Source organism: Bradyrhizobium sp. SRS-191 (assembly GCF_024586915.1).
Lineage (GTDB): Bacteria > Pseudomonadota > Alphaproteobacteria > Rhizobiales > Xanthobacteraceae > Bradyrhizobium.
Genome location: NZ_JANBVS010000012.1, coordinates 100,315 through 119,878, shown reverse-complemented (window position 1 = coordinate 119,878; position 19,564 = coordinate 100,315). Strand labels below are relative to the sequence as shown.

The 19,564-nt window shown below is 65.8% G+C and carries 15 protein-coding genes; 8 read left to right on the top strand and 7 right to left on the bottom strand.

From position 1 onward, the window contains the following. Positions 1–79 precede the first annotated feature (79 nt). The 3 genes from NLR35_RS21595 (at position 80) to NLR35_RS21585 (ending at position 5,094) form a co-directional block, all read left to right on the top strand. Positions 80–3,505 carry an acyl-[ACP]--phospholipid O-acyltransferase gene (locus NLR35_RS21595; protein WP_257168545.1) on the top strand — a complete coding sequence of 1,142 codons (3,426 nt, stop codon included), beginning with the start codon at positions 80–82 and terminating at the stop codon, positions 3,503–3,505. Beyond that, complete coding sequence (locus NLR35_RS21590; protein ID WP_257168544.1) at positions 3,505–4,242, top strand: alpha/beta fold hydrolase; 738 nt, start codon at positions 3,505–3,507, stop codon at positions 4,240–4,242. Before NLR35_RS21595 ends, NLR35_RS21590 begins: the two co-directional genes overlap by 1 nt. A gap of 72 nt (positions 4,243–4,314) precedes the next feature. Then, positions 4,315–5,094 (top strand): enoyl-CoA hydratase/isomerase family protein, encoded by a 780-nt coding sequence (locus NLR35_RS21585; RefSeq protein ID WP_257168543.1) that lies wholly within the window; start codon positions 4,315–4,317, stop codon positions 5,092–5,094. Positions 5,095–5,799: 705 nt separating this feature from the next. On the opposite strand, the gene NLR35_RS21580 is transcribed toward NLR35_RS21585, so the two are convergent. After that, positions 5,800–7,092, bottom strand: coding sequence for a DUF418 domain-containing protein (locus NLR35_RS21580; RefSeq protein WP_306577669.1), 1,293 nt, complete (start codon positions 7,090–7,092; stop codon positions 5,800–5,802). 60 nt (positions 7,093–7,152) lie between these two features. Between NLR35_RS21580 and NLR35_RS21575 the strand changes: the two genes are divergently transcribed. Then, positions 7,153–8,022 carry a GNAT family N-acetyltransferase gene (locus tag NLR35_RS21575; RefSeq protein WP_257168542.1) on the top strand — a complete coding sequence of 290 codons (870 nt, stop codon included), beginning with the start codon at positions 7,153–7,155 and terminating at the stop codon, positions 8,020–8,022. 1 nt (position 8,023) lies between these two features. Here NLR35_RS21575 and NLR35_RS21570 read toward each other — a convergent pair whose 3' ends face one another. The 6 genes from NLR35_RS21570 to NLR35_RS21545 form a co-directional block, all read right to left on the bottom strand. Beyond that, positions 8,024–8,386, bottom strand: coding sequence for a VOC family protein (locus NLR35_RS21570; RefSeq protein WP_257168541.1), 363 nt, complete (start codon positions 8,384–8,386; stop codon positions 8,024–8,026). 81 nt (positions 8,387–8,467) lie between these two features. Continuing rightward, positions 8,468–9,472, bottom strand: coding sequence for an SDR family oxidoreductase (locus NLR35_RS21565; RefSeq protein ID WP_257168540.1), 1,005 nt, complete (start codon positions 9,470–9,472; stop codon positions 8,468–8,470). A gap of 103 nt (positions 9,473–9,575) precedes the next feature. Beyond that, entirely contained in the window at positions 9,576–10,436 is an 861-nt protein-coding gene (locus NLR35_RS21560; protein ID WP_257168539.1) for an MBL fold metallo-hydrolase, read from the bottom strand. Positions 10,437–10,503: 67 nt separating this feature from the next. Further along, positions 10,504–10,932 carry a heme-binding protein gene (locus NLR35_RS21555; protein WP_257168538.1) on the bottom strand — a complete coding sequence of 143 codons (429 nt, stop codon included), beginning with the start codon at positions 10,930–10,932 and terminating at the stop codon, positions 10,504–10,506. Between the two features lie 133 nt (positions 10,933–11,065). Further along, on the bottom strand, positions 11,066–14,020 hold the full coding sequence (locus NLR35_RS21550; protein WP_257168537.1) for an FAD-binding and (Fe-S)-binding domain-containing protein: 2,955 nt from the start codon (positions 14,018–14,020) through the stop codon (positions 11,066–11,068). A gap of 117 nt (positions 14,021–14,137) precedes the next feature. Then, positions 14,138–14,905 (bottom strand): GntR family transcriptional regulator, encoded by a 768-nt coding sequence (locus NLR35_RS21545; protein WP_257168536.1) that lies wholly within the window; start codon positions 14,903–14,905, stop codon positions 14,138–14,140. 126 nt (positions 14,906–15,031) lie between these two features. On the opposite strand from NLR35_RS21545, the gene NLR35_RS21540 reads away from it, so the two are divergent. The 4 genes from NLR35_RS21540 to NLR35_RS21525 all read left to right on the top strand — a co-directional run bounded on the left by NLR35_RS21540 (position 15,032) and on the right by NLR35_RS21525 (position 19,555). After that, positions 15,032–16,237, top strand: a complete 1,206-nt coding sequence (locus NLR35_RS21540; RefSeq protein ID WP_257168535.1) for an alanine--glyoxylate aminotransferase family protein — start codon at positions 15,032–15,034, stop codon at positions 16,235–16,237. A 208-nt stretch (positions 16,238–16,445) separates the two neighbouring features. Continuing rightward, entirely contained in the window at positions 16,446–17,639 is a 1,194-nt protein-coding gene (locus tag NLR35_RS21535; protein WP_257168534.1) for an alanine--glyoxylate aminotransferase family protein, read from the top strand. Further along, positions 17,639–18,436 (top strand): enoyl-CoA hydratase/isomerase family protein, encoded by a 798-nt coding sequence (locus NLR35_RS21530; RefSeq protein WP_257168533.1) that lies wholly within the window; start codon positions 17,639–17,641, stop codon positions 18,434–18,436. The genes NLR35_RS21535 and NLR35_RS21530 overlap by 1 nt, the downstream gene beginning before the upstream one ends. Positions 18,437–18,568: 132 nt before the next feature. Then, the gene (locus tag NLR35_RS21525; RefSeq protein WP_257168532.1) at positions 18,569–19,555 is read left to right on the top strand and encodes a tripartite tricarboxylate transporter substrate binding protein; all 987 of its coding nucleotides are present in this window, start codon (positions 18,569–18,571) and stop codon (positions 19,553–19,555) included. Positions 19,556–19,564 lie beyond the last annotated feature (9 nt).

Genomic DNA, 19,564 nt, shown 5'->3' with positions numbered 1-19,564 from the left:
GCGTTTTTATTTCAGCACCAAGCTCCAACGTTCTTGCGATCCTTGCGGCCAAGCCGCCGCTGCACACCAGGAAACGACCATGATCAAGCAGTTGATGTCGTCGCGCCGCTTCGCCCCGCTGTTCTGGGCGCAGTTCTCGTCCGCGCTGAATGACAATGTCCTGAAGAATGCGCTCGTCATCATGCTGCTCTACGGCGCAGTCGCCTCGCATGGTGATGCCCTGGTCACGGTAGCTGGCGCTGTCTTCATTTTTCCGTTCTTCATCCTGTCCGGGCTCGGAGGCGAGTTGGCGGATCGTTACGTCAAGGGCGTCGTTGCGCGCCGACTTAAATTCGCGGAGATCTTCGCCGCCGGCTTCGCCGCGCTGGGCTTCTTCCTGCACTCCATCCCGTTGCTGTTCGTCGCCTTGGGGATGTTCGGGATCATCGCCGCGCTGTTCGGCCCGGTAAAATACGCGATGCTGCCGGATCAGCTGACGGTCGGCGAACTCGCCACCGGCAACGCGCTGGTCGAGGGCGCGACCTTCATGGCGATCCTGATCGGCACGATCGCGGGCGGTCAACTGGTCTCCGGCTCCTCGCATATGGGCTGGGTCGCGCTCGCGGTGATCGGCCTTGCCGTGATCTCCTGGGCGTCCGCGTCGCGCATTCCGCACACCGCGCCGTCCGCCCCGGATCTCCGTATCACGGCCAATCCCTGGAGCTCGACGTCGCATCTGTTGAAGTCGCTCTATGCCGCGCCGCGGCTGTGGGATGGCATGGTGATCGTGTCGTGGTTCTGGCTGGTCGGCGCAGTCGTGCTGTCGCTGCTGCCGGCGCTGGTCAAGGAGGTCGTCGGCGGCACCGAAGGCGTCGTCACGCTGTGCCTTGCGATCTTCGCAATCGGCATCGCCATCGGCTCGCTGTTCGCCGCCAGCCTCAGCCATGTCCGCCCGAATCTCGCTTTGGTGCCAATTGGCGCCATCATCATGGGCGTGCTCGGTCTTGATCTGTCCTGGGCGATCGCGACCACTGACACCGCAAGTGGTCTCACGCCCCTCGGCTTCATCGGCTCCTGGGCCGGGGCGCGCATGCTGATCGATTTCGCTCTGTTCGCCTTCGGCGGCGGTCTGTTCGTGGTGCCGGCGTTTGCCGCCGTGCAGGCCTGGTCGCAGTCCAATGAGCGCGCCCGTGTGATCGCTGCCGGCAACGTGCTGCAAGCGGCTTTCATGGTGGTCGGCTCGCTCGGCGTTGCTGGTCTTCAGGCCGCTGGCGTTTCGATCGCCTGGATCTTCTTCGGCCTCGCGCTGGCGAGCTTCGGCGCCGTCTGGTTCGTCATGAGCAAATGGGGCCGCGAAGGCGTGCGCGACTTCGGCGCGATGCTGTTCCGCGCGCTGTTCCGCACCGAGGTGCGCGGGCTGGAAAACCTTCCGCCGGTGGGCACCCGGATGCTGATCGCACCGAACCATGTCAGCCTGATCGACGGTCCCTTGCTGCATGCGGTGTTGCCGATCGATGCGACCTTTGCTGTCGACACCGGCATCTCCAAAGCCTGGTGGGCGAAGGGCTTTCTGAAGCTGGTGAGCCACATCACGATCGATCCGACCAAGCCGCTCGGCGCCCGCGACCTGATCAAGCTCGTCGCGAGCCAGGAGCCGGTGGTGATCTTCCCGGAGGGCCGCATCACCGTGTCGGGCTCGCTGATGAAGGTCTATGACGGCACCGCGATGATTGCGGACAAGGCCGATGCCGTCGTCGTGCCGGTTCGCATCGAGGGCGCGCAGCGCTCGCATCTCAGCTATCTCAAGGACGGCCAGATCAAGCGGTCCTGGTTTCCGAAGGTCACCGTGACGATCCTGCCGCCGGTCAAGCTCACGATCGATGCAGCCCTCAAAGGCAAGACCCGTCGTAACGCCGCCGGCGCGGCGTTGCAGGACGTCATGATCGACGCGATGGTCAAGAACGCCATGCTCGACCGCACCTTGTTCGAGGCGCTGGCGCATGCCCATCGCGACCATGACACCGGCAAGGTCATGATCGAGGATCCGCTCGGCACCAAGCTGACCTATCGCAAGCTGCTGCTTGGATCGCAGGTGCTCAGCCGCAAGCTCGAGCATGGCACCATGGTCGGCGAGAACATCGGCGTGTTGCTGCCGAACTCCGCCGGCGTCGCTGTCGTGTTCATGGCGTTGCAGTCGATTGGCCGTGTGCCGGCGATGCTCAACTTTTCCGCCGGTCCGGTGAACGTGCTGGCGGCGATGAAGGCGGCGCAGGTCACGACGGTGCTGACCTCGCGAGCCTTCATCGAGAAGGGCAAGCTCGACAAGCTGATCGCGGCGATCGAGGGCCAGGCCCGTCTGGTTTATCTGGAGGACGTCAAGGCCTCCGTCAGTGCGGTCGACAAGATCAAGGGCATTTTCGACGGCACCAAGCCGCGCGTGGCGCGCAACGCCGATCACCCAGCGGTGATTCTGTTCACCTCGGGATCGGAGGGCACGCCGAAGGGCGTCGTGCTGTCCCACCGCAACATCCTGGCCAATGCCGCACAGGCGCTGGCGCGGGTCGACGCCAATGCTAACGATCTTGTGTTCAACGTTTTGCCGGTGTTCCACTCCTTCGGCCTCACCGGCGGCATGATGATGCCCATGTTGGCGGGCATCCCGATCTACATGTATCCGTCGCCGTTGCATTACCGGATCGTGCCGGAATTGATCTACCAGACCGGCGCCACCATTCTGTTCGGCACCGACACCTTCCTCACGGGTTATGCCCGCTCCGCCCATGCCTATGATTTCCGCACGCTGCGGCTGGTCATCGCCGGTGCCGAGCCGGTCAAGGATCGCACACGACAGATCTACATGGAACGCTACGGAATCCGCGTGCTCGAAGGCTACGGCGTGACCGAGACCGCGCCGGTGCTGGCGATGAATACGCCGATGGCCAACCGTGTCGGCACCGTCGGCCGCCTGTCGCCGCTGATGGAGTATCGGCTCGACAAGGTGCCGGGCATCGAGGAGGGCGGCCGTCTCTCGGTCCGCGGCCCCAACGTCATGCTCGGCTATGTCCGTGCTGAAAATCCCGGGGTGCTCGAAGCCTTGCCTGAGGGCTGGCACGACACCGGCGACATCGTCACCATCGACGAGCAGGGCTTCATCACGATCAAGGGCCGCGCCAAGCGCTTCGCCAAGATCGCGGGAGAGATGGTGTCGCTGACGGTGGTCGAGCAGATCGCCGCGACCTTGTGGCCACAGGCGACTTCGGTGGCCGTGTCGATCCCCGACCAGCGCAAGGGTGAGCGCATCGTTCTGATCACCACGCAGAAGGATGCCGAGCGCGCCGCCATGCAGCGCCAGGCCAAGGCACAAGGCGCGCCGGAGCTTGCGGTGCCGGCTGTCGTGATGGTCGTGGACAAGATCCCGCTGCTCGGCTCGGGCAAGACCGACTATGTCGGTGCGAAGACGCTCGCCGAGGATGCCGCCAAGGGGGCTGCTCCGGACCGCGAGGCGGAGGAGCGAGAAGTCGCGTGATGGCATCGCTGCGCCGACGTCGCCAACAGAATGGCCCCCGCGACGCGGGGGTCGTGCTGCTGCATGGCATCGCCGGCCGCTCATTGATGCTGCGCCCGCTGGAGAAGCGGCTGCAACGCGCGGGCTTCGCCACGCTGAACCTCGACTATGAGAGCCGCAAGAAGCCGCTGGAGCGTCTCGCCGAGGACATCGATCCGGCCATCGCGGATTTTGCCGCTGCTATCGACGGCCCGGTCCATTTCGTGACCCATTCGATGGGCGGACTGCTGGCCCGGGTCACCATCGCCCGTCACCGTCCTCCGCGGCTTGGCCGCGTCGTCATGCTGGGCACGCCCAATGGTGGCAGCGAAGTTGCCGATCGGCTGCAGAACGTCGCGCTCTATCGCGCCTATTTCGGGCCGGCCGGTCTGCAGCTGGTGACGAAGAACAACGTCGCGCTCGCCTCGCTCCCGCCGGCCGACTACGAAATCGGTGTCATCGCCGGAAACCGCTTCCTCGACCCGATTGCAGGGCTGTTCCTCTTGCCGTGGCCCAATGACGGCCGCGTCTCGGTCGAGAGCTGCAAGCTCGCCGAGATGACGGACTACACCGTGATCAAGGCCTCGCATATGGGCCTGCTGGTGCATCCGACGTCGTTCCGGCAGACCATCGCGTTCCTGCGCGACGGACAGTTCGAGCCGGCCCGCCCGCTGCTGCGCGGCGTCATCAGTGAGATCGGCCGCCGCGCGGCCTCCTGACGCAAGTTTTCCTTGCTCCTCGCGGCTATCCCGCGACAATCTCGCGTCCCACAGCAAGCGACAGGCAAGGCGATGACCGACGACAGCGTGATTCTCGACAAGCGCGGCCAGGCCCTCTGGATCACCATCAACCGGCCCGAGAAGCGCAACGCGCTCAACGGCGACGTTATCGCGGGGATCTCGCGCGGCTATCGTCAGGCGCATGACGATCCGGATGTCCGCGTCATCGTCCTCACGGGAGCAGGGGACAAGGCATTCTGCGCGGGCGCCGACCTGCAGAATTCCGGCGCGGCGTTTGCGATGGATTTCTCGCGGCCGAATGTCGATTACGCCGATCTCCTCAGACTCTCGCAGAACGCCACCAAGCCCGCGATCGCGCGTGTCGGCGGCGTCTGCATGGCCGGCGGCATGGGCCTGTTGTGCATGACCGACATGGCGGTCGCCGCCGAGCACGTGGTCTTTGGTCTGCCGGAGGTGAAGGTCGGCGTGTTCCCGATGCAGGTGCTGAGCCTGTTGCAGCGCATCGCGCCGCCGCGGCTCGTCAACGAATGGGCGCTGACGGGCGAGCCGTTTGATGCGCGGGCCGCGCAAGCTGCAGGTCTGCTCAACCATGTCGTCCCCGCCGCCGAGCTCGATGCCAAGATCGACTGGCTGATCGGTCGCCTCGTCGACAAGTCGCCGACCGCCATCCGTCGCGGCAAATACGCGATGCGCGCGATCGCCTCGATGTCGTTCGACGAGTCCATCGCCTATCTCGAAAGCCAGATCGCGCTGCTGGCGATGACCGAGGACGCCAAGGAAGGTCTGAAAGCGTTCGCCGAGAAGCGCAAGCCGGTGTGGCCGGGGAAGTAGTTGGCGGGAGGGAGCGCTCTCCACGGCGGTTCTGTCGGACTCGCTGTCATGCTCCGCGCAGGCGGAGCATCCCGTACGCCGAGACCTCTCGGCTTGATCACAACGGCCTCTGGAATACTGGATCGCCCGCCTTCGCGGGCGATGACCGTGGGGTGCCAGTACGGCTTTCACCCTAAAATTTCCGTCTACATAGGTACGCATGCATCCGCGATCTCGCGGCGCTCAGCGCCCGAGTTTTGTCCTGATCTCAGCCCTCTCAAGCAAGAGGGCGCAGGGAAGGCCGGGAGCTCGCCGCCCCCATGGCCCGCCTGCAGACAAGAAAGCAGGCGGCAGTCACCACAGGTTTGGCCGCAACTTCCGGCCTTCCCTGCGCGATGGGCTTACGGCTTATACGTGATCTCCCTGGTGCGCCGGGCTTTCTGGCCACCATCCCCGCGCGAGGCGAAGCCTCGTCGCGAGTTGACATCAGCGTCGGGATGTCAGGACCACACGATTTCGCCGTCCGCCGCCGCACCAGTCGTCTTGCGCAAACGCGCCTGATGCCGCGACGGCCATCGCATCACCGGCCCAACGCTCGTGACGTTCGCGAGGCGCCCCTCTCGTAGGCCGTGACGTCGGGAAATGTGCAGCTGATTTGCCCGACGGCGCAACAGGCCTGAGGGTGCGACATAGTAACCCGACGGGCAAATCGATCGGATGAGCGCATCAGGCTTTCGCAGGTACCCGCATCGGCTGGAGCTGATGATACATCAGGCTGCGCCATAGCCATTCGACCGGGCCGAACTGATACAGCTTCAGCCAGAACGAGCTGATGACCGCCTGCAGCACATAGACGACGATGCCGAGGGCGAGGGCGAACGAGACGCTGAGCCGGCCGAACAGGCCGAGGCCGTAGCCGTAGAACACGAGGCCGAAGATGATGGACTGCATGAGGTAGTTGGTGAAGGCCATCCGGCCGATCGGAGCCGCCCAGCCGAGCAGGCGGATGCCGCATCCGGTGCTCGCAGCCGACACGACCAGCGCGCCATACGCCAGTGCCAGACTGACCGTCGCAAGCGATGAGCCGGCATCGATGGTCACGGCGAAGGCGGCCAGCGCCGTCAGCAGCAACATGGTGTGGCGACCAGACACATCGCGCAGGACACCGGAACGCCAGATCATGATGCCAGCCAGAAACAGCGCGAGCGTGCGCGGAAAGATCCACAGATGCAGCGGCGCGATCGCCCCGATCTCGGACAGTCGAAACGCGAGGATCTGCGGGAAGCTCCCGTTGGCATAGACGCGATTGGCATCGGCCACATGCTGCGTCATCCAGGCCGGGCTCGGCAACGGCAGTACGTTGATCAGCCAGCCGGTGAAATACAGCCCGAGCAGCGCGAGGCTGCTCGCGATCACCAGCCAATTCGCGGCGAACAGGAACGGCAGCACGATCAGTCCGGCGAGCGCATACTCGGTCAGGATGTCCCCGTTCCACAGCAGCGTCAGGTGCAGCAGGCCGATCGCGAGCAGGACGAGCATTCGCCGCAGCAGCAAGGCAACACGTCGGGGCGGAGCGATCCTGTCGAACTGCATCGCTAGTCCGATGCCGAACAGCAGCGAGAATACCGCAAATGCCTTCATGGAGACGGCGTGCGCGAGAATGCCCTCCACGGCCCGATTGAACGGCGAGTCGCTGATGATGGCCCACATGAGCCTGGTCATGTCAGGTGAGGAGGATCCGGTGAAGAAAATCGTCCCCGGCTCATGCGATCTCGACGCTGGCAGAAACTGACCGAAGATCGAGACTCGGAATTCGAACACGACGTTGATCGCCATGACGCCGAACAGCGCGAGGCCGCGCAGGATGTCGATGCTGACGAGACGGTCGGTGGTTGCGACAGAGGAGGGCGGACTCGGCGCACCGTCTCTGTCAAGAGGAGCTGTTAAGTCGACCTCAGCGGGTGTGGTGTCTCGCCGGTGCGGCAAGGTCATCAGGTCCGGCGGTGAAGCAGTTGACATGGCGCCAGTCAAGGCTTCGTTGCTGATGCGCTGGCCTCTTCGACGCAGTAGGATGGAGGCATGACGTTGTCCGCCTCCGATGCAACCGACGGCCTCACCATCCGGCCCATGCGCCCCGACGAGATTTCCGTCGCGATCGACTGGGCGGCGGCCGAGGGCTGGAATCCCGGTCTGTCCGATGCGGCCTGTTTCGCGGTGGTCGATCCGCAGGGATTCCTCGTCGCCGAGTTCAAGGGCGAGCCGGTGGCGACCGTGTCCTGCGTCAACTATGACGACCACTTCGCCTTTCTCGGCTTCTACATCGTGCGTCCGGACATGCGTGGGCGCGGCTACGGCCTGCGGCTCTGGCGGGCGGCGATGGTGCATGCGGGGGCGCGGGTCATCGGGCTCGACGGCGTGGTCGCGCAGCAGGACAACTATCGCAAATCGGGGTTCAGCTACGCCTATGCCAACATCCGCTTTGGCGGGCGGCCTGCGGTCCTGCCGGCCGCGGTCGCGCCCCATCTCGTCGCGTTGGCGGACGTGCCGATCGCTCAGATCGAGGCATCGGACGCGACCGTGTTTCCGGCGCCGCGGCGCGCGTTCCTGCAGAGCTGGATCGGCTCGCCCGGGCATATCGGTCGAGCGCTGCTCAGGGGCGGTGAACTGGTGGCGTGGGGCGTGATCCGTCCGTGCCGCACCGGCTACAAGATCGGTCCGCTGGTTGCGGATCGCCGCGCCGATGCCGAGGCCGTCGTCGCCGCGCTATGCGCTGCGATCGGCGACGGCGAGATTTTCCTGGACGTGCCCGCGATCAATCCTGCGGCGGTGGCGCTTGCCGAGGGGCTCGGGCTGAAGCCGGTGTTCGAGACGGCGCGCATGTACACCGGCCCGATCGCGCCGCTACGGATCGAACGGGTGTTCGGCATCACGACCTTCGAGCTTGGTTAGCTCATTTGCCGAGCGGCCGGGCGAAGCTCAGCTCGTGGCCGTCGGGATCGGTGAGGTGGAAATAGCGCTCGCCCCATTCGGCATCGCGCGGCGTGGTCGAGGGCGCGAAGCCGGCGGCCAGCGCCTTGGCATAGACGGCGTCGACATCCGAGACATGGAAGATGATGCGGCCCCACCAGCTCCATTGCTTGTCATCGGGCATGGCGATGAGGTTGAGATAGCCAGTGCCGACGCGGAAAGTCGTGAATGGCGACTCCGCGCCGCCATAGGGAATATCGTCGAAGCCGAGTGCGCGATAGAAGGCGACCGCGCGGGCCATGTCGTGGGTGGCGATGGTGATCGCGCTGATGCTCTCGATGCTCATGGAAGCGCTCCGGACCGGAATGGACGCCTGCCGAACAGAGAAGCGCAGTTCGCCGGTGTCACGCAAGCGCCGGTAGGCGCTCTAGCGCCAGCGCCGCCGGCTCATGGTCGCTCCCAGCGCGAAGAAGATCGCCGCCCCGATCGCGACGGTTGCGGCGCGGGCGACGTCGCCGGGCAGCAGCACGGCCTGCTGTGCGGCCTCCTGGCTGAACGAGCCGCGGGTGCGGTGCAGGCGCGTGACGGGGCGGTCGAGATTGTCGGTGCGGTCGGGCACCAGCGGCACGTCGGTCTGCTGCCCGGCGATCGCCTTGGCTGCGAGGTAGTGGTCGAGCAAAGCCGGCGCGACGGCATTGCCGAGGATGGTGAGCAGCGTCGGCCAGCCGATCCAGTATTCGCGGAAGCCGCCCCCGGCGACGCGATACACGGCGTCCGCGATCACCTCCGGCTCGACCGGGCGCCCCATCGGCCGTGGCGTATGCGCGAGATGTGCGCGGGCCCAATCGAATTGCGGCGTGTTCACCGCTGGAAGATCGACCATGCACAATGTGATGCGCGAGCGCTCGTGCATCAGCTCGGCGCGCAGCGAGTCGGTGAAGCCGCGGATCGCGTGCTTGGCGCCGCAATAGGCGGCCTGCAGCGGAATGCCGCGATAGGCGAGCGCCGAGCCGATCTGGATGATGCGGCCCTCGCCGCGCCGGCGCATCGAGCGCAGCGCCGCCATCGTCCCATGCACGAAGCCGAGATAGGTGACCTCGGTGACGCGGCGGAATTCATCGGGCGTGATGTCGGCGACCGTCGAGAACACCGTCTCCATCGCGTCGTTGATCCAGATGTCGACCGGACCCAGGCGCTGCTCCAGCCGCTCGGCGGCATCGAACAGGGCCTGCGCGTTGGCGACATCGACGGCCTCATACTCGGCATGGGCAAAGCGGCCCTGCAGCTCGCGCTGCACGTCACGCAGAGCTTCCTCATCGCGCGCGATCAGGCCGACGCGATCGCCGGCCTCGCCGAAGCGCTTGGCGATGGCACGGCCGACGCCGGCCGAAGCGCCTGTGATGATGATGGTGCGAGCTGATCTGCCAGGCATGTCGGTTTCTCCACGCGCCCCGTCGTACAAACGTGCAGCCCGCGGCAATGTTTCGGGCGGGGAGAGCCGCGCCCGTGAAACCTTGGTAAGATCCTGGGCGCCGTCAGCCCGGTCGCGTTCCCCGCCCGTCCTCGGGAACGGCCACGCTGTCGAAATCCCGCGCCAGCTCGGCCAGCGCCAGCTTCATCTCCTGGCCGCGCATCGCCGCGCCATGACCGGTGATCACGATCTCCGGCGACAGGGCGTCAATGGCGCGAACGGACTCGCGCGCCGCCGTCCAGTCCGGCGTGAAATACATCGGCGGCCCATGCATCTCCGGCGCCTGCGTCACGGACGCATAGACCGATTCCTGCGCGGTGGTGACAATGGCATCGCCTGCGATCAGCAGGCGGTCGCGTTCGCGCCACAGCGAGACATGACCGGGCGCGTGGCCGGGCGTATGGATCCAGCGAAACTCCGGCATGAACGGGACCGAGCAGTCGGGCGGCAGATCGCGCAAGTGCGCGCCGACATCGACCGGTTTGGTCGGAAACAGCGGTGACAGCCTGGCCAGCATGCCGCCGCCGACATGGGGATCCGGTGACGGGTAGGAGCGGGTGCCGTTGAGATAGGGATGTTCCAGCGGGTGCGCATAGACCGGCACGTTCCACTCCCGGCTCAGCGTCTCCAGCACACCGACATGATCGAAATGGCCGTGGGTGAGGACGATGCAGGCGGGGCGGCCGCTGCCGCCGAAGCGCGCCTGTGCGGCGTGGCGGATCGCAGGGCCGGAGCCGAACACGCCGGCATCGATCAGCACCCAGCCGCCATCGCCCGCGCCCGCCTCGCCGTAGAACACGACATTGACGATCGCGAGCTGCCGATAGGCGACATCAGGCGCGATCTCGCGCACGCCATCGTCGCGCGCGGCGTCGGCTTCATGGTTCTCGGCCAGCGCCGATGCAGGCAGCGGAATCTGAGTCATGCGGCCTCCGTGGTGAGATCACCAGGGAAGCCGCGGAGCGACGAAAGGTTGCTAAAGCGCGGAGAGCTCAGCCGGCATTGGCCTTGAGGCCAGCTGCCTCGATGCCGGCAACGGCGCAGATCTCGTCATTGTCGGAGCTGTCGCCGGAGACGCCGACCGCGCCGAGCAAGGTGGCGCCGTCCATGATCAGCACGCCGCCGGGTACCGGCACCATGCGGCCCTGCGCCAGCGTGTTCACGGCGTCGATGAAATAGGCCTGCTCCTGGGCACGCTGGAACAGGGCGCGGGAGCCGAGGCCGAGCGCCAGCGCGCCATAGGCCTTGCCATGCGCGACTTCGGCCCGCATCAGGCTGGTGCCGTCCTGCGCGGCGGCGGCCTTCAGGCAGCCGCGGGCGTCGAGCACCATGACAGCCAGCGGCTTCAGCTTCTTCTCGAGGCCCTTGGCAAGGGTGGCGTCGAGGATCTTGCGGGCGGTGTCGAGCGTGAGGTCGGCCATGTCGGTGAGTTCCTATGTCGTTAAGTCGAGCGGAGCTGCGTAGGGTGGGCGAAGCGGAGCGTGCCCACCATCTTGCGAAGCGGAAGGTCTGTGGTGGGCACGCTTCGCTTTGCCCACCCTGCGGACTCGTGAACTAATTGGACGCGTGCCCTCGCTCCAGGCTCATCGCCAGGAGCTGCGCGGCGTGGACGGCACCGCGGGCGGCGCCGTCCTGAATCTGGTGGCGGCAGGAGGTGCCGTCGGCGACGATGAAGGTCGTGCTGTCAGCCTTGCGCACGGCCGGCAGCAGCGAGACCTCCGCCATCTGCAGCGAGACGTCATAGGTCTCCGCGCCATAACCGAACGCGCCGGCCATGCCGCAGCAGGAGGAGTCGATGGTCTCGACCGCGAGCTCGGGAATGAGCCGCAGCACCTGCTCGACCGGCTTGAAGGCGGCGAAGGACTTCTGGTGGCAATGGCCGTGCAGCAGCGCCTTGCCGGGCAGCGGGCCAAGCGGCAGTGCAAGCCGGCCGCTCTCGGCCTCGCGCGCCAGGAATTCCTCCAGCAGCAATGCGTGGGCGCTGATCGCCTTGGCGCTCGTGTCGTTGCGCAGTGACAGCAGCTCGTCGCGCAAGGTCAGGAGACAGCTCGGCTCGAGCCCGATGATCGGCACGCCGCGCGTGGCGAACGGCGCGTAGGTCTCGACCAGGCGCTGCAACTCGGACTTCGCTTCGTCGACGAGACCTGCGGAGAGGAAGGTTCGGCCGCAGCACAGCGCGCGGCCGCCATCGGCCGGCCTGGGCACGTAGACGCGATAGCCGCCGGCGATCAGCACGCGCAGCGCGGCGTCGAGGTTCTCGCGCTCATAGACGCGGTTGAAGGTGTCGCCGAACAGCACGACCTCGCGGCCATCGGCCGGACCGAACGCCTCGGCGTCGACACGGAAGGTATCGCTGCGGAACGCCGGCAGCTTGCGCCTGGCGCTGATGCCGGCGACGCGCTCCATCAGCGCACGCAACGGCGCAAGGTGATTGCGCAGGTTCACGAGCGGCGCGACGCGGGCGGCGAGATCAGCGTAGCGCGGCAGATAGGCGACGAGCCGGTCGCGCAAGGTGAGGCCGTGCGTCGTAGCTCGGGCCGCCAGCACCTCGATCTTCATCTTGGCCATGTCGACGCCGGTCGGACACTCGCGGCGGCAGGCCTTGCAGGAGACGCACAGCTTCAGCGTCTCCATCATCTCGTCGGATGACAGCGCGCCGGGGCCGAGCTGACCGGAGATCGCAAGCCTCAACGTATTGGCCCGCCCGCGCGTGACATCCTTCTCGTCGCGGGTGGCGCGATAGGACGGACACATCACGCCGCCGTCGAGCTTGCGGCAGGCGCCGTTGTTGTTGCACATCTCGACCGCGCCCTGGAAGCCGCCGGCCGCGCCAGGATAGGCCGACCAGTCGAGCACGGGCTTGATGTCGTCGATGCGATAGTCCGGCGGATAGCGGAACAGCGAGCGATCGTCCATCTTGGGCGGATCGACGATGCGGCCGGGGTTGAGGACGTTGCCGGGGTCGAAGCGTTGTTTCACTTCCTTGAAGTCGGCGACGATGCGGCGGCCGAACATCTGCTCGTGGAATTCCGAGCGCACGATGCCGTCGCCATGCTCGCCGGAATGCGAGCCCTTGTATTCGCGGACCATCGCGAAGGCTTCCTCGGCAATGGCGCGCATCGCCTTGACGTCCTTCTCCAGCTTCAGGTTCAGCACCGGACGGACGTGCAGGCAGCCTTCGGAGGCATGCGCATACATCGTGCCGCGGGTGCCGTGCCTGGCGAAGACCTCGTTGAGGCGTGCCGTGTAGTCGGCGAGATGCGGCAGCGGCACGGCGCAGTCCTCGACAAAGGACACCGGCTTTCCGGCTTCCTTCATCGACATCATCACGTTGAGGCCGGCGGCGCGGAAATCGGCGACGGCGGTCTGCAGCGCGGGCTCGGTGATCTCGACGACGCCGCCCCATTTGCGCGGTTCGTTCGTCCAGGCGAATCCGAGATCGCCCATCAGCTCGGAGAGCTGCTTCAGCTTGGCGACGTTCTCGTCCCTGGTCTCTTCGGCGAACTCCACCACCAGAATGGCCTCGGGATCGCCGCGGACGGCAGCCGCGATCACCGGCTGGAACATGGCGATGTCGCGTCCGAGCCCGATCATGGTGCGGTCGACCAGCTCGACCGCGATCGGCTTCAGCTTGACCAGGTGCTGGGCTGCATCCATCGCCTGGTAGAAGCTGCCGAAATGGCAGACGCCGAGCACCTTGGCGCCAATCAAGGGCCACAGCTTCAGCTCGATGCGAGTGGAGAAGGCGAGGGTGCCTTCCGATCCGACCAGCAGGTGAGCGAGATTGTTGGCCGCGTTGCGCGGCGTCAGCGCGTCGAGATTGTAGCCGCCGACCCGGCGCTGCACTTTTGGAAACTTGTCGGCGATCTCCGCGGCCTCGCGCTCGCCCAGCGCCAGTATCTCGCGGAACAGCGCGCGGGCGTTGTCCGGTGCGTTGATGCCGCCGAGATCGCGCGGCACCTCGCCGAAACGCGCCGGCGTGCCGTCGGCGAGGGCTGCATCGATCGCAATCGTATTGTCGCGCATCGTGCCGTAGCGCAGCGAGCGGCCGCCGCAGGAATTGTTGCCGGCCATGCCGCCGATCGTGGCGCGCGAGGCGGTGGAGACGTCGACCGGAAACCACAGGCCGTGCTTCTTGAGCTGGCGGTTGAGGTCATCGAGCACGATGCCCGGCTCGACGACGCAGGTGCGGCCCTCGACGTCGAGCGAGACGATGCGGTTCAGGTGTTTGGAGAAGTCGACGACGATGCCTTCGTTGACGGTCTGGCCGCATTGCGAGGTGCCGCCGCCGCGCGGCGTGACGATACGGCCGTCGTCGCGGGCGATCGCCAGCGCCCGCAGCGCCTCGTCCATGGTCCGCGGCACGACCACGCCGGCCGGGATGACCTGGTAGAACGAGGCATCGGTGGCGTAGCGGCCACGATTGAAGCGGTCGAAGAAGACATCGCCCGTGATCTCCGCACGGAGCTTCTGTTCGAGGCTGGACGGACCGGCTTTGGCGTTCGGCATGATGATCCCTGATCAGCCCTGGTCGCGTCGCAGTTCACCGGGCCTTGCCCCGGTGTCAATCATTTATGGAACAGCGTCAACCGGATTGCATGCAATTTGAGACGGGCGATGTCGACCTTAGTCTACTCTGGCCGGCTTTCCACTAGGGGTGGAAGGGAAGCCGGTCTGCTCTTCGGCGAAGTAGGCAATGGCGGCCGAGCCCTTGTTGCGCAGGTGCTGAAACAGGATGTCGGAGATCTCGCTACCGGCGCGCCGGCGCAGCGCGTCGAGGATCAGCTCGTGCTCGCGCATCGCCTCGCTCCAGCGCTCGCGCTTGCGGGCGAAATTCGCCGAGAAGCGCACCCGGCGGATGCGTCCCGCCAGGCTGTCATAGGTCGCGTGAAGGGTCGCGTTGGCGGCGGCGTCGACGATCGCGCGGTGGATGAGCTGGTTCATGCGGAAATAGCCCTGCATGTCCTGGCGCATGTAAAAGCCGTACATATCGTGATGATATTGTTCGATCTTCGCGATCTCTTCATCCGAGATCTTCTCGCAGGCGAGGCGGCCGGCAAGGCCTTCCAGGCCGCCCATGAGGTCGAACAGTTCCTGGATGTCGGCGGCGCTCAGGGGGCGGACGCGCGCGCCGCGATTGGGTAGCAGCTCGACGAGACCCTCTGCTGCCAGCACCTTGAGAGCCTCGCGCAAGGGCGTGCGGGACACGCCCAGCATTTCGCACAGCTGCCGCTCCGACAGCCGGCCGCCATCCGGCACGTGGCCCTCGACGATATAGTCGCGCAGCCGCGCCAGGATCTCGTCATGCAGCGACGTCTCGTCCCGCGCCGGGGCGGGACGGTCGTTTGGCCCGGTCAATGGGACAGTTTCAACGTCTGGAATCGTGGAACTCATGGAAACGATTGTAGCGGTAGTTACAGATGGGGTCGACGGCAGAAATGCATACTCTACGGACTTGTTAATTTAGATATTGCATGCAATTGTGGGTGTCAGAATGCCGTTTTCGTTTGGAGTTCTGCCGTGACCCGTCACCAAGGCCGTCATTTCCTGCACATTCCGGGCCCGAGTCCGGTGCCCGAGCGCGTGCTCAGGGCGATGGACATGCCGGTGATCGATCACCGCAGCGCCGAGTTCGCCGAGCTCGGCAAGGCCGTGCTCTCCGGCTCGCAGAAGATCTTCAAGACGACGAGCCCGGTGATCATCTATCCGTCCTCAGGCACCGGTGCCTGGGAGGCCGCGATCGTCAACACGCTGTCGCCCGGCGACAAGGTGCTGATGGTGGAGACCGGCCACTTCGCCACGCTGTGGCGGCAGATGGCGGCGCGCTGGGGCATCGAGGTCGATTTCATTCCCGGCGACTGGCGTCGCGGCGTCGATCCTGCGGTGATCGAAGAGAAGCTCACGGCCGACACGGCGCATCAGCTCAAGGCCGTGATGGTCGTGCACAACGAGACCTCGACCGGCGCGACCAGCCGGATCGGCGAGGTCCGCGCCGCGATCGATCGCGCCCAGCACCCGGCTTTGCTGATGGTCGACACAATCTCCGGCCTTGCCTCGGCGGACTTCCGCTTCGACGAGTGGAAGGTCGACGTTGCCGTGTCCTGCTCGCAGAAGGGTTTCATGCTGCCGCCGGGGCTCGGCTTCAATGCCGTCTCGGACAAGGCGCGTGCGGTCGCCAAGACCAACAAGATGCCGCGCTCGTTCTGGGACTGGGAGGACATGCTGAAGCTGAACGCGAACGGCTTCTTCCCCTATACGCCTGCGACGAACCTGCTTTACGGGCTGCGCGAAGCGATCGCGATGCTGCTCGAGGAGGGGCTCGATCAGGTGTTCGCGCGTCACCTGCGGCTCGCGGCGGCGACCCGCGCTGCGGTCGAGCATTGGGGGCTGGAGGTGCTGTGCCAAGCCCCCGAGGACTACTCGCCGGTGCTGACGGCGGTTCTGATGCCGCCCGGCCATAATGCCGATGAGTTCCGCCAGGTCGTACTGGACAATTTCAACATGTCACTCGGCTCGGGTCTGTCCAAGGTCGCCGGCAAGGTGTTCCGCATCGGCCATCTCGGCGAGTGCAACGAGCTCACCCTGATGGCGGCGCTCAGCGGTGTCGAGATGGGGCTGCGGGTGGCCGGTGTGCCGCACCGCGCTGGCGGTGTCGATGCCGCGATGGGTTTGCTCGATCAGCCCCCATCGGGCAATGCACCGCGGCATCTCGCGGTTGTGAAGTAAGGCAAAATCACGTGCGGGCACGGGCCGCATTGGCCCTTGCCGCACTGCACAGAAAAAGGGGAGTCGTGTGCATCTGAGGGATGTCAGCCCGAAGCGATCGGTGCTTGCGTCTTCTGTGTTGACGCCAGCGGTCTGGCGGGAGAAAAGCGCGACGAGCGCGTGGGATACCACGTCCGCGCACCAACCAAATGACCGGGGATGGACGCCAATGACTGTGCACACAGGACGGCATTTTCTTCAGATTCCGGGGCCGACCAACGTGCCCGACCGCGTGCTGCGCGCGATGGACATGCCGACGATGGACCATCGCGGCCCTGAATTCGCGGAGCTGGGCTTCGCCGTACTCGCAGCGTCGCAGCGGATTTTCCGCACCAAGCAGCCGGTGATCATCTATCCGTCGTCCGGCACCGGCGCGTGGGAAGCTGCGATCGTCAACACGCTCGCGCCCGGCGACAAGGTGCTGATGGCCGAGACCGGTCAGTTCGCGGTGCTGTGGAAGGGCATCGCCGACAAGTTCAAGCTCGACGTCGACTTCGTGGCGGGCGACTGGCGTCACGGCGCCGACATCGCCGCGATCGAGCAGCGCCTCAACGAGGACAAGGCGCACAAGATCAAGGCCGTGTGCATCGTGCACAACGAGACCTCGACCGGCTGCCTGACGCCGCCGCTCGAGGTGCGCAAGGCGCTCGACCGCGCCGGCCATCCGGCGCTGCTGATGGTCGACACCATCTCCGGCCTCGGCTCGATGGAGTATGAGCACGACGCCTGGGGCATCGACGTCTCCGTCGCGGGTTCGCAGAAGGGTCTGATGCTGCCGCCGGGTCTCGGCTTCAATGCCGTCTCGGAGAAGGCGCTCGCCGTGGCCAAGTCCAATCCCGGCATGCGCTCCTATTGGGACTGGCAGGAGATCATCACCTTCAACAAGCTCGGCACCTTCCCGTATACGCCGGCCTGCAATCTCCTGATGGGCCTCAACGAGGCGCTGAAGATGCTGGAGGAGGAGGGCCACGAGAACGTGTTCGCGCGCCATCGCCGCCACAGCCTCGCCACGCGCGCCGCGGTGAAGGCGTGGGGCCTGGATACGCAGTGCCAGGACGCGCAGGCGCATTCGCCGGCGCTGACCGGCGTCGTCATGCCCGACGGCCATGACGCCGATGCGTTCCGCAAGACCGTGCTGGACAACTTCGACATGTCGCTCGGCACCGGCCTGAACAAGATCAAGGGCAGGGTGTTCCGCATCGGCCATATCGGTCACTTCAACGACCTGATGCTGATGGGCACGCTGTCCGGCGTCGAGATGGGCCTTGCGCTCGCCAACGTGCCGCATCGCGCCGGTGGCGTGCTCGCGGCGATGGATGTCCTCAAGGCGCGCGAGGCCGCGCCGATCCCGAAGGTGGCCTGATGAACGTGCCTGCGAGCGGCTCCGACGATCTCATCTATGCCGTCGACGACGGCATCGCCAAGATCACCTTCAACCGGCCGCAGGCGCGCAACGCGATGACCTTCGCGATGTACGACCAGATGGCCTCGATCTGCGAGGCCATCAATGCCGACCGGTCGATCAAGGCGCTGATCCTGACCGGCGCCGGCGACAAGGCCTTCGCCTCCGGCACCGACATCTCCCAGTTTCGCGCGTTCAAGACGGCGCAGGATGCGCTGGACTACGAGGCGCGGATCGATCGCGTGCTCGGCACCCTCGAACTGTGCCGCGTGCCCGTCATCGCGGCGATCGCGGGTGCCTGCACCGGCGGCGGCGCCGGCATCGCCGCCTGCTGCGACCTCCGCATCGGCACCGAGACGACACGCATCGGTTTTCCGATCGCGCGCACGCTCGGCAATTGCCTGTCGATGTCAAACATCTCCCGCGTCGTGTCCCTGATCGGGCCGGCTCGTACCAAGGACCTGATCTTCAAGGCACGGCTGGTGGAAGCGCCGGAGGCGCTCGCGCTCGGCCTGCTCAACGAGATCGTCCCGGATGTCGACACGCTGCAAGCGCGGGCGCTGGAGACGGCCAGGCTGGTGGCCTCGCATGCGCCGATCACGCTCGAAGTGACCAAGGAGGCGGTCCGCCGCATCCGCCGGACGCTGTCGCGCGATGAAGGCGAGGACCTGATCCTGCGCGCCTATATGAGCGAGGATTTCCGCGAGGGCATGGACGCGTTCCTGAACAAGCGGACGCCGAACTGGAAGGGCAAGTAGTCCGATGCCGGTCTTGCGACCTTATGCCGAGGTCATCAGGCCGGATCATGCTTGTGTTCTTGAACTGACCACAATAAGCCAGCAGTATCCTGGTAGGATACAAGCAGGCGCTTCGAACGGGGATGAAAACACATGCGTAATTTGATCACGATCGCAGCCGCTGCGGCTGCCATTTTCGCAAGTGCGCCGGCCTCGGCCGGCTGGGAGCCGAGCAAGCCGGTTGAGATCGTCGTCGCCGCCGGCGCCGGCGGTGCATCGGACCAGATGGCGCGGATGATGCAAGCCGCGATCCAGAAGAACAACCTGCTGAAGCAGCCGGTCGTCGTGTCGCTGAAGGGCGGCGCGTCCGGGGCCGAAGCGCTGATGTACATGAAGTCCAGCGACGGCGATGCGAACAAGGTTCTCATCGCCTATTCGCTGATCTACATGCTGCCACTGTCGGCCAAGCTGCCGTTCGACTGGAAAGAATTGTCCCCCGTTGCGGTGATCGCACTCGACCAGTTCGTGCTGTGGGACAATGTCAACGGGCCGAAGACGGTGAAGGAATTCATCGAGGCCGCCAAGGCGTCGGGCTCGCCGTTCAAGCTGGGCGGCACCGGCTCGAAGCGCGAGGATCACGTGCTCACGGTGTTCCTCGAGAAGAAGACCGGCGCCAAGTTCTCCTATCTGCCCTACAAGTCCGGCGGCGAGGCGGCGACGCAGCTCGTCGGCGGACACACCGAGGCCAACGTCAACAATCCCTCCGAGAACCTCGAAGTCTGGCGCGCCGGTCAGGTGCGTCCGCTCTGCGTGTTCGACAAGGAGCGCATCTCCTACACCGCCAAGGTCACGGAGACGCAGTCCTGGAACGACATTCCGACCTGCAAGGAGCAGGGGCTGGACGTGCAGTACCTGATGCTGCGCGCGATGTTCCTGCCGGGCAAGGTCAGCCAGGAGCAGCAGGAGTTCTACGTCGACCTGTTCAGCAAGCTGGTGCAGACGCCGGAATACAAGGACTACATGGAGAAGCAGGCGCTCAAGCCGATCTTCCTCACCGGCAAGGACATGATTCAGTTCCTCGAAGAGGACGGCTCGCTTAATAAGCAGCTGATGACGGAAGCCGGCTTCGTCGCGAAGTAGCACGAGGCC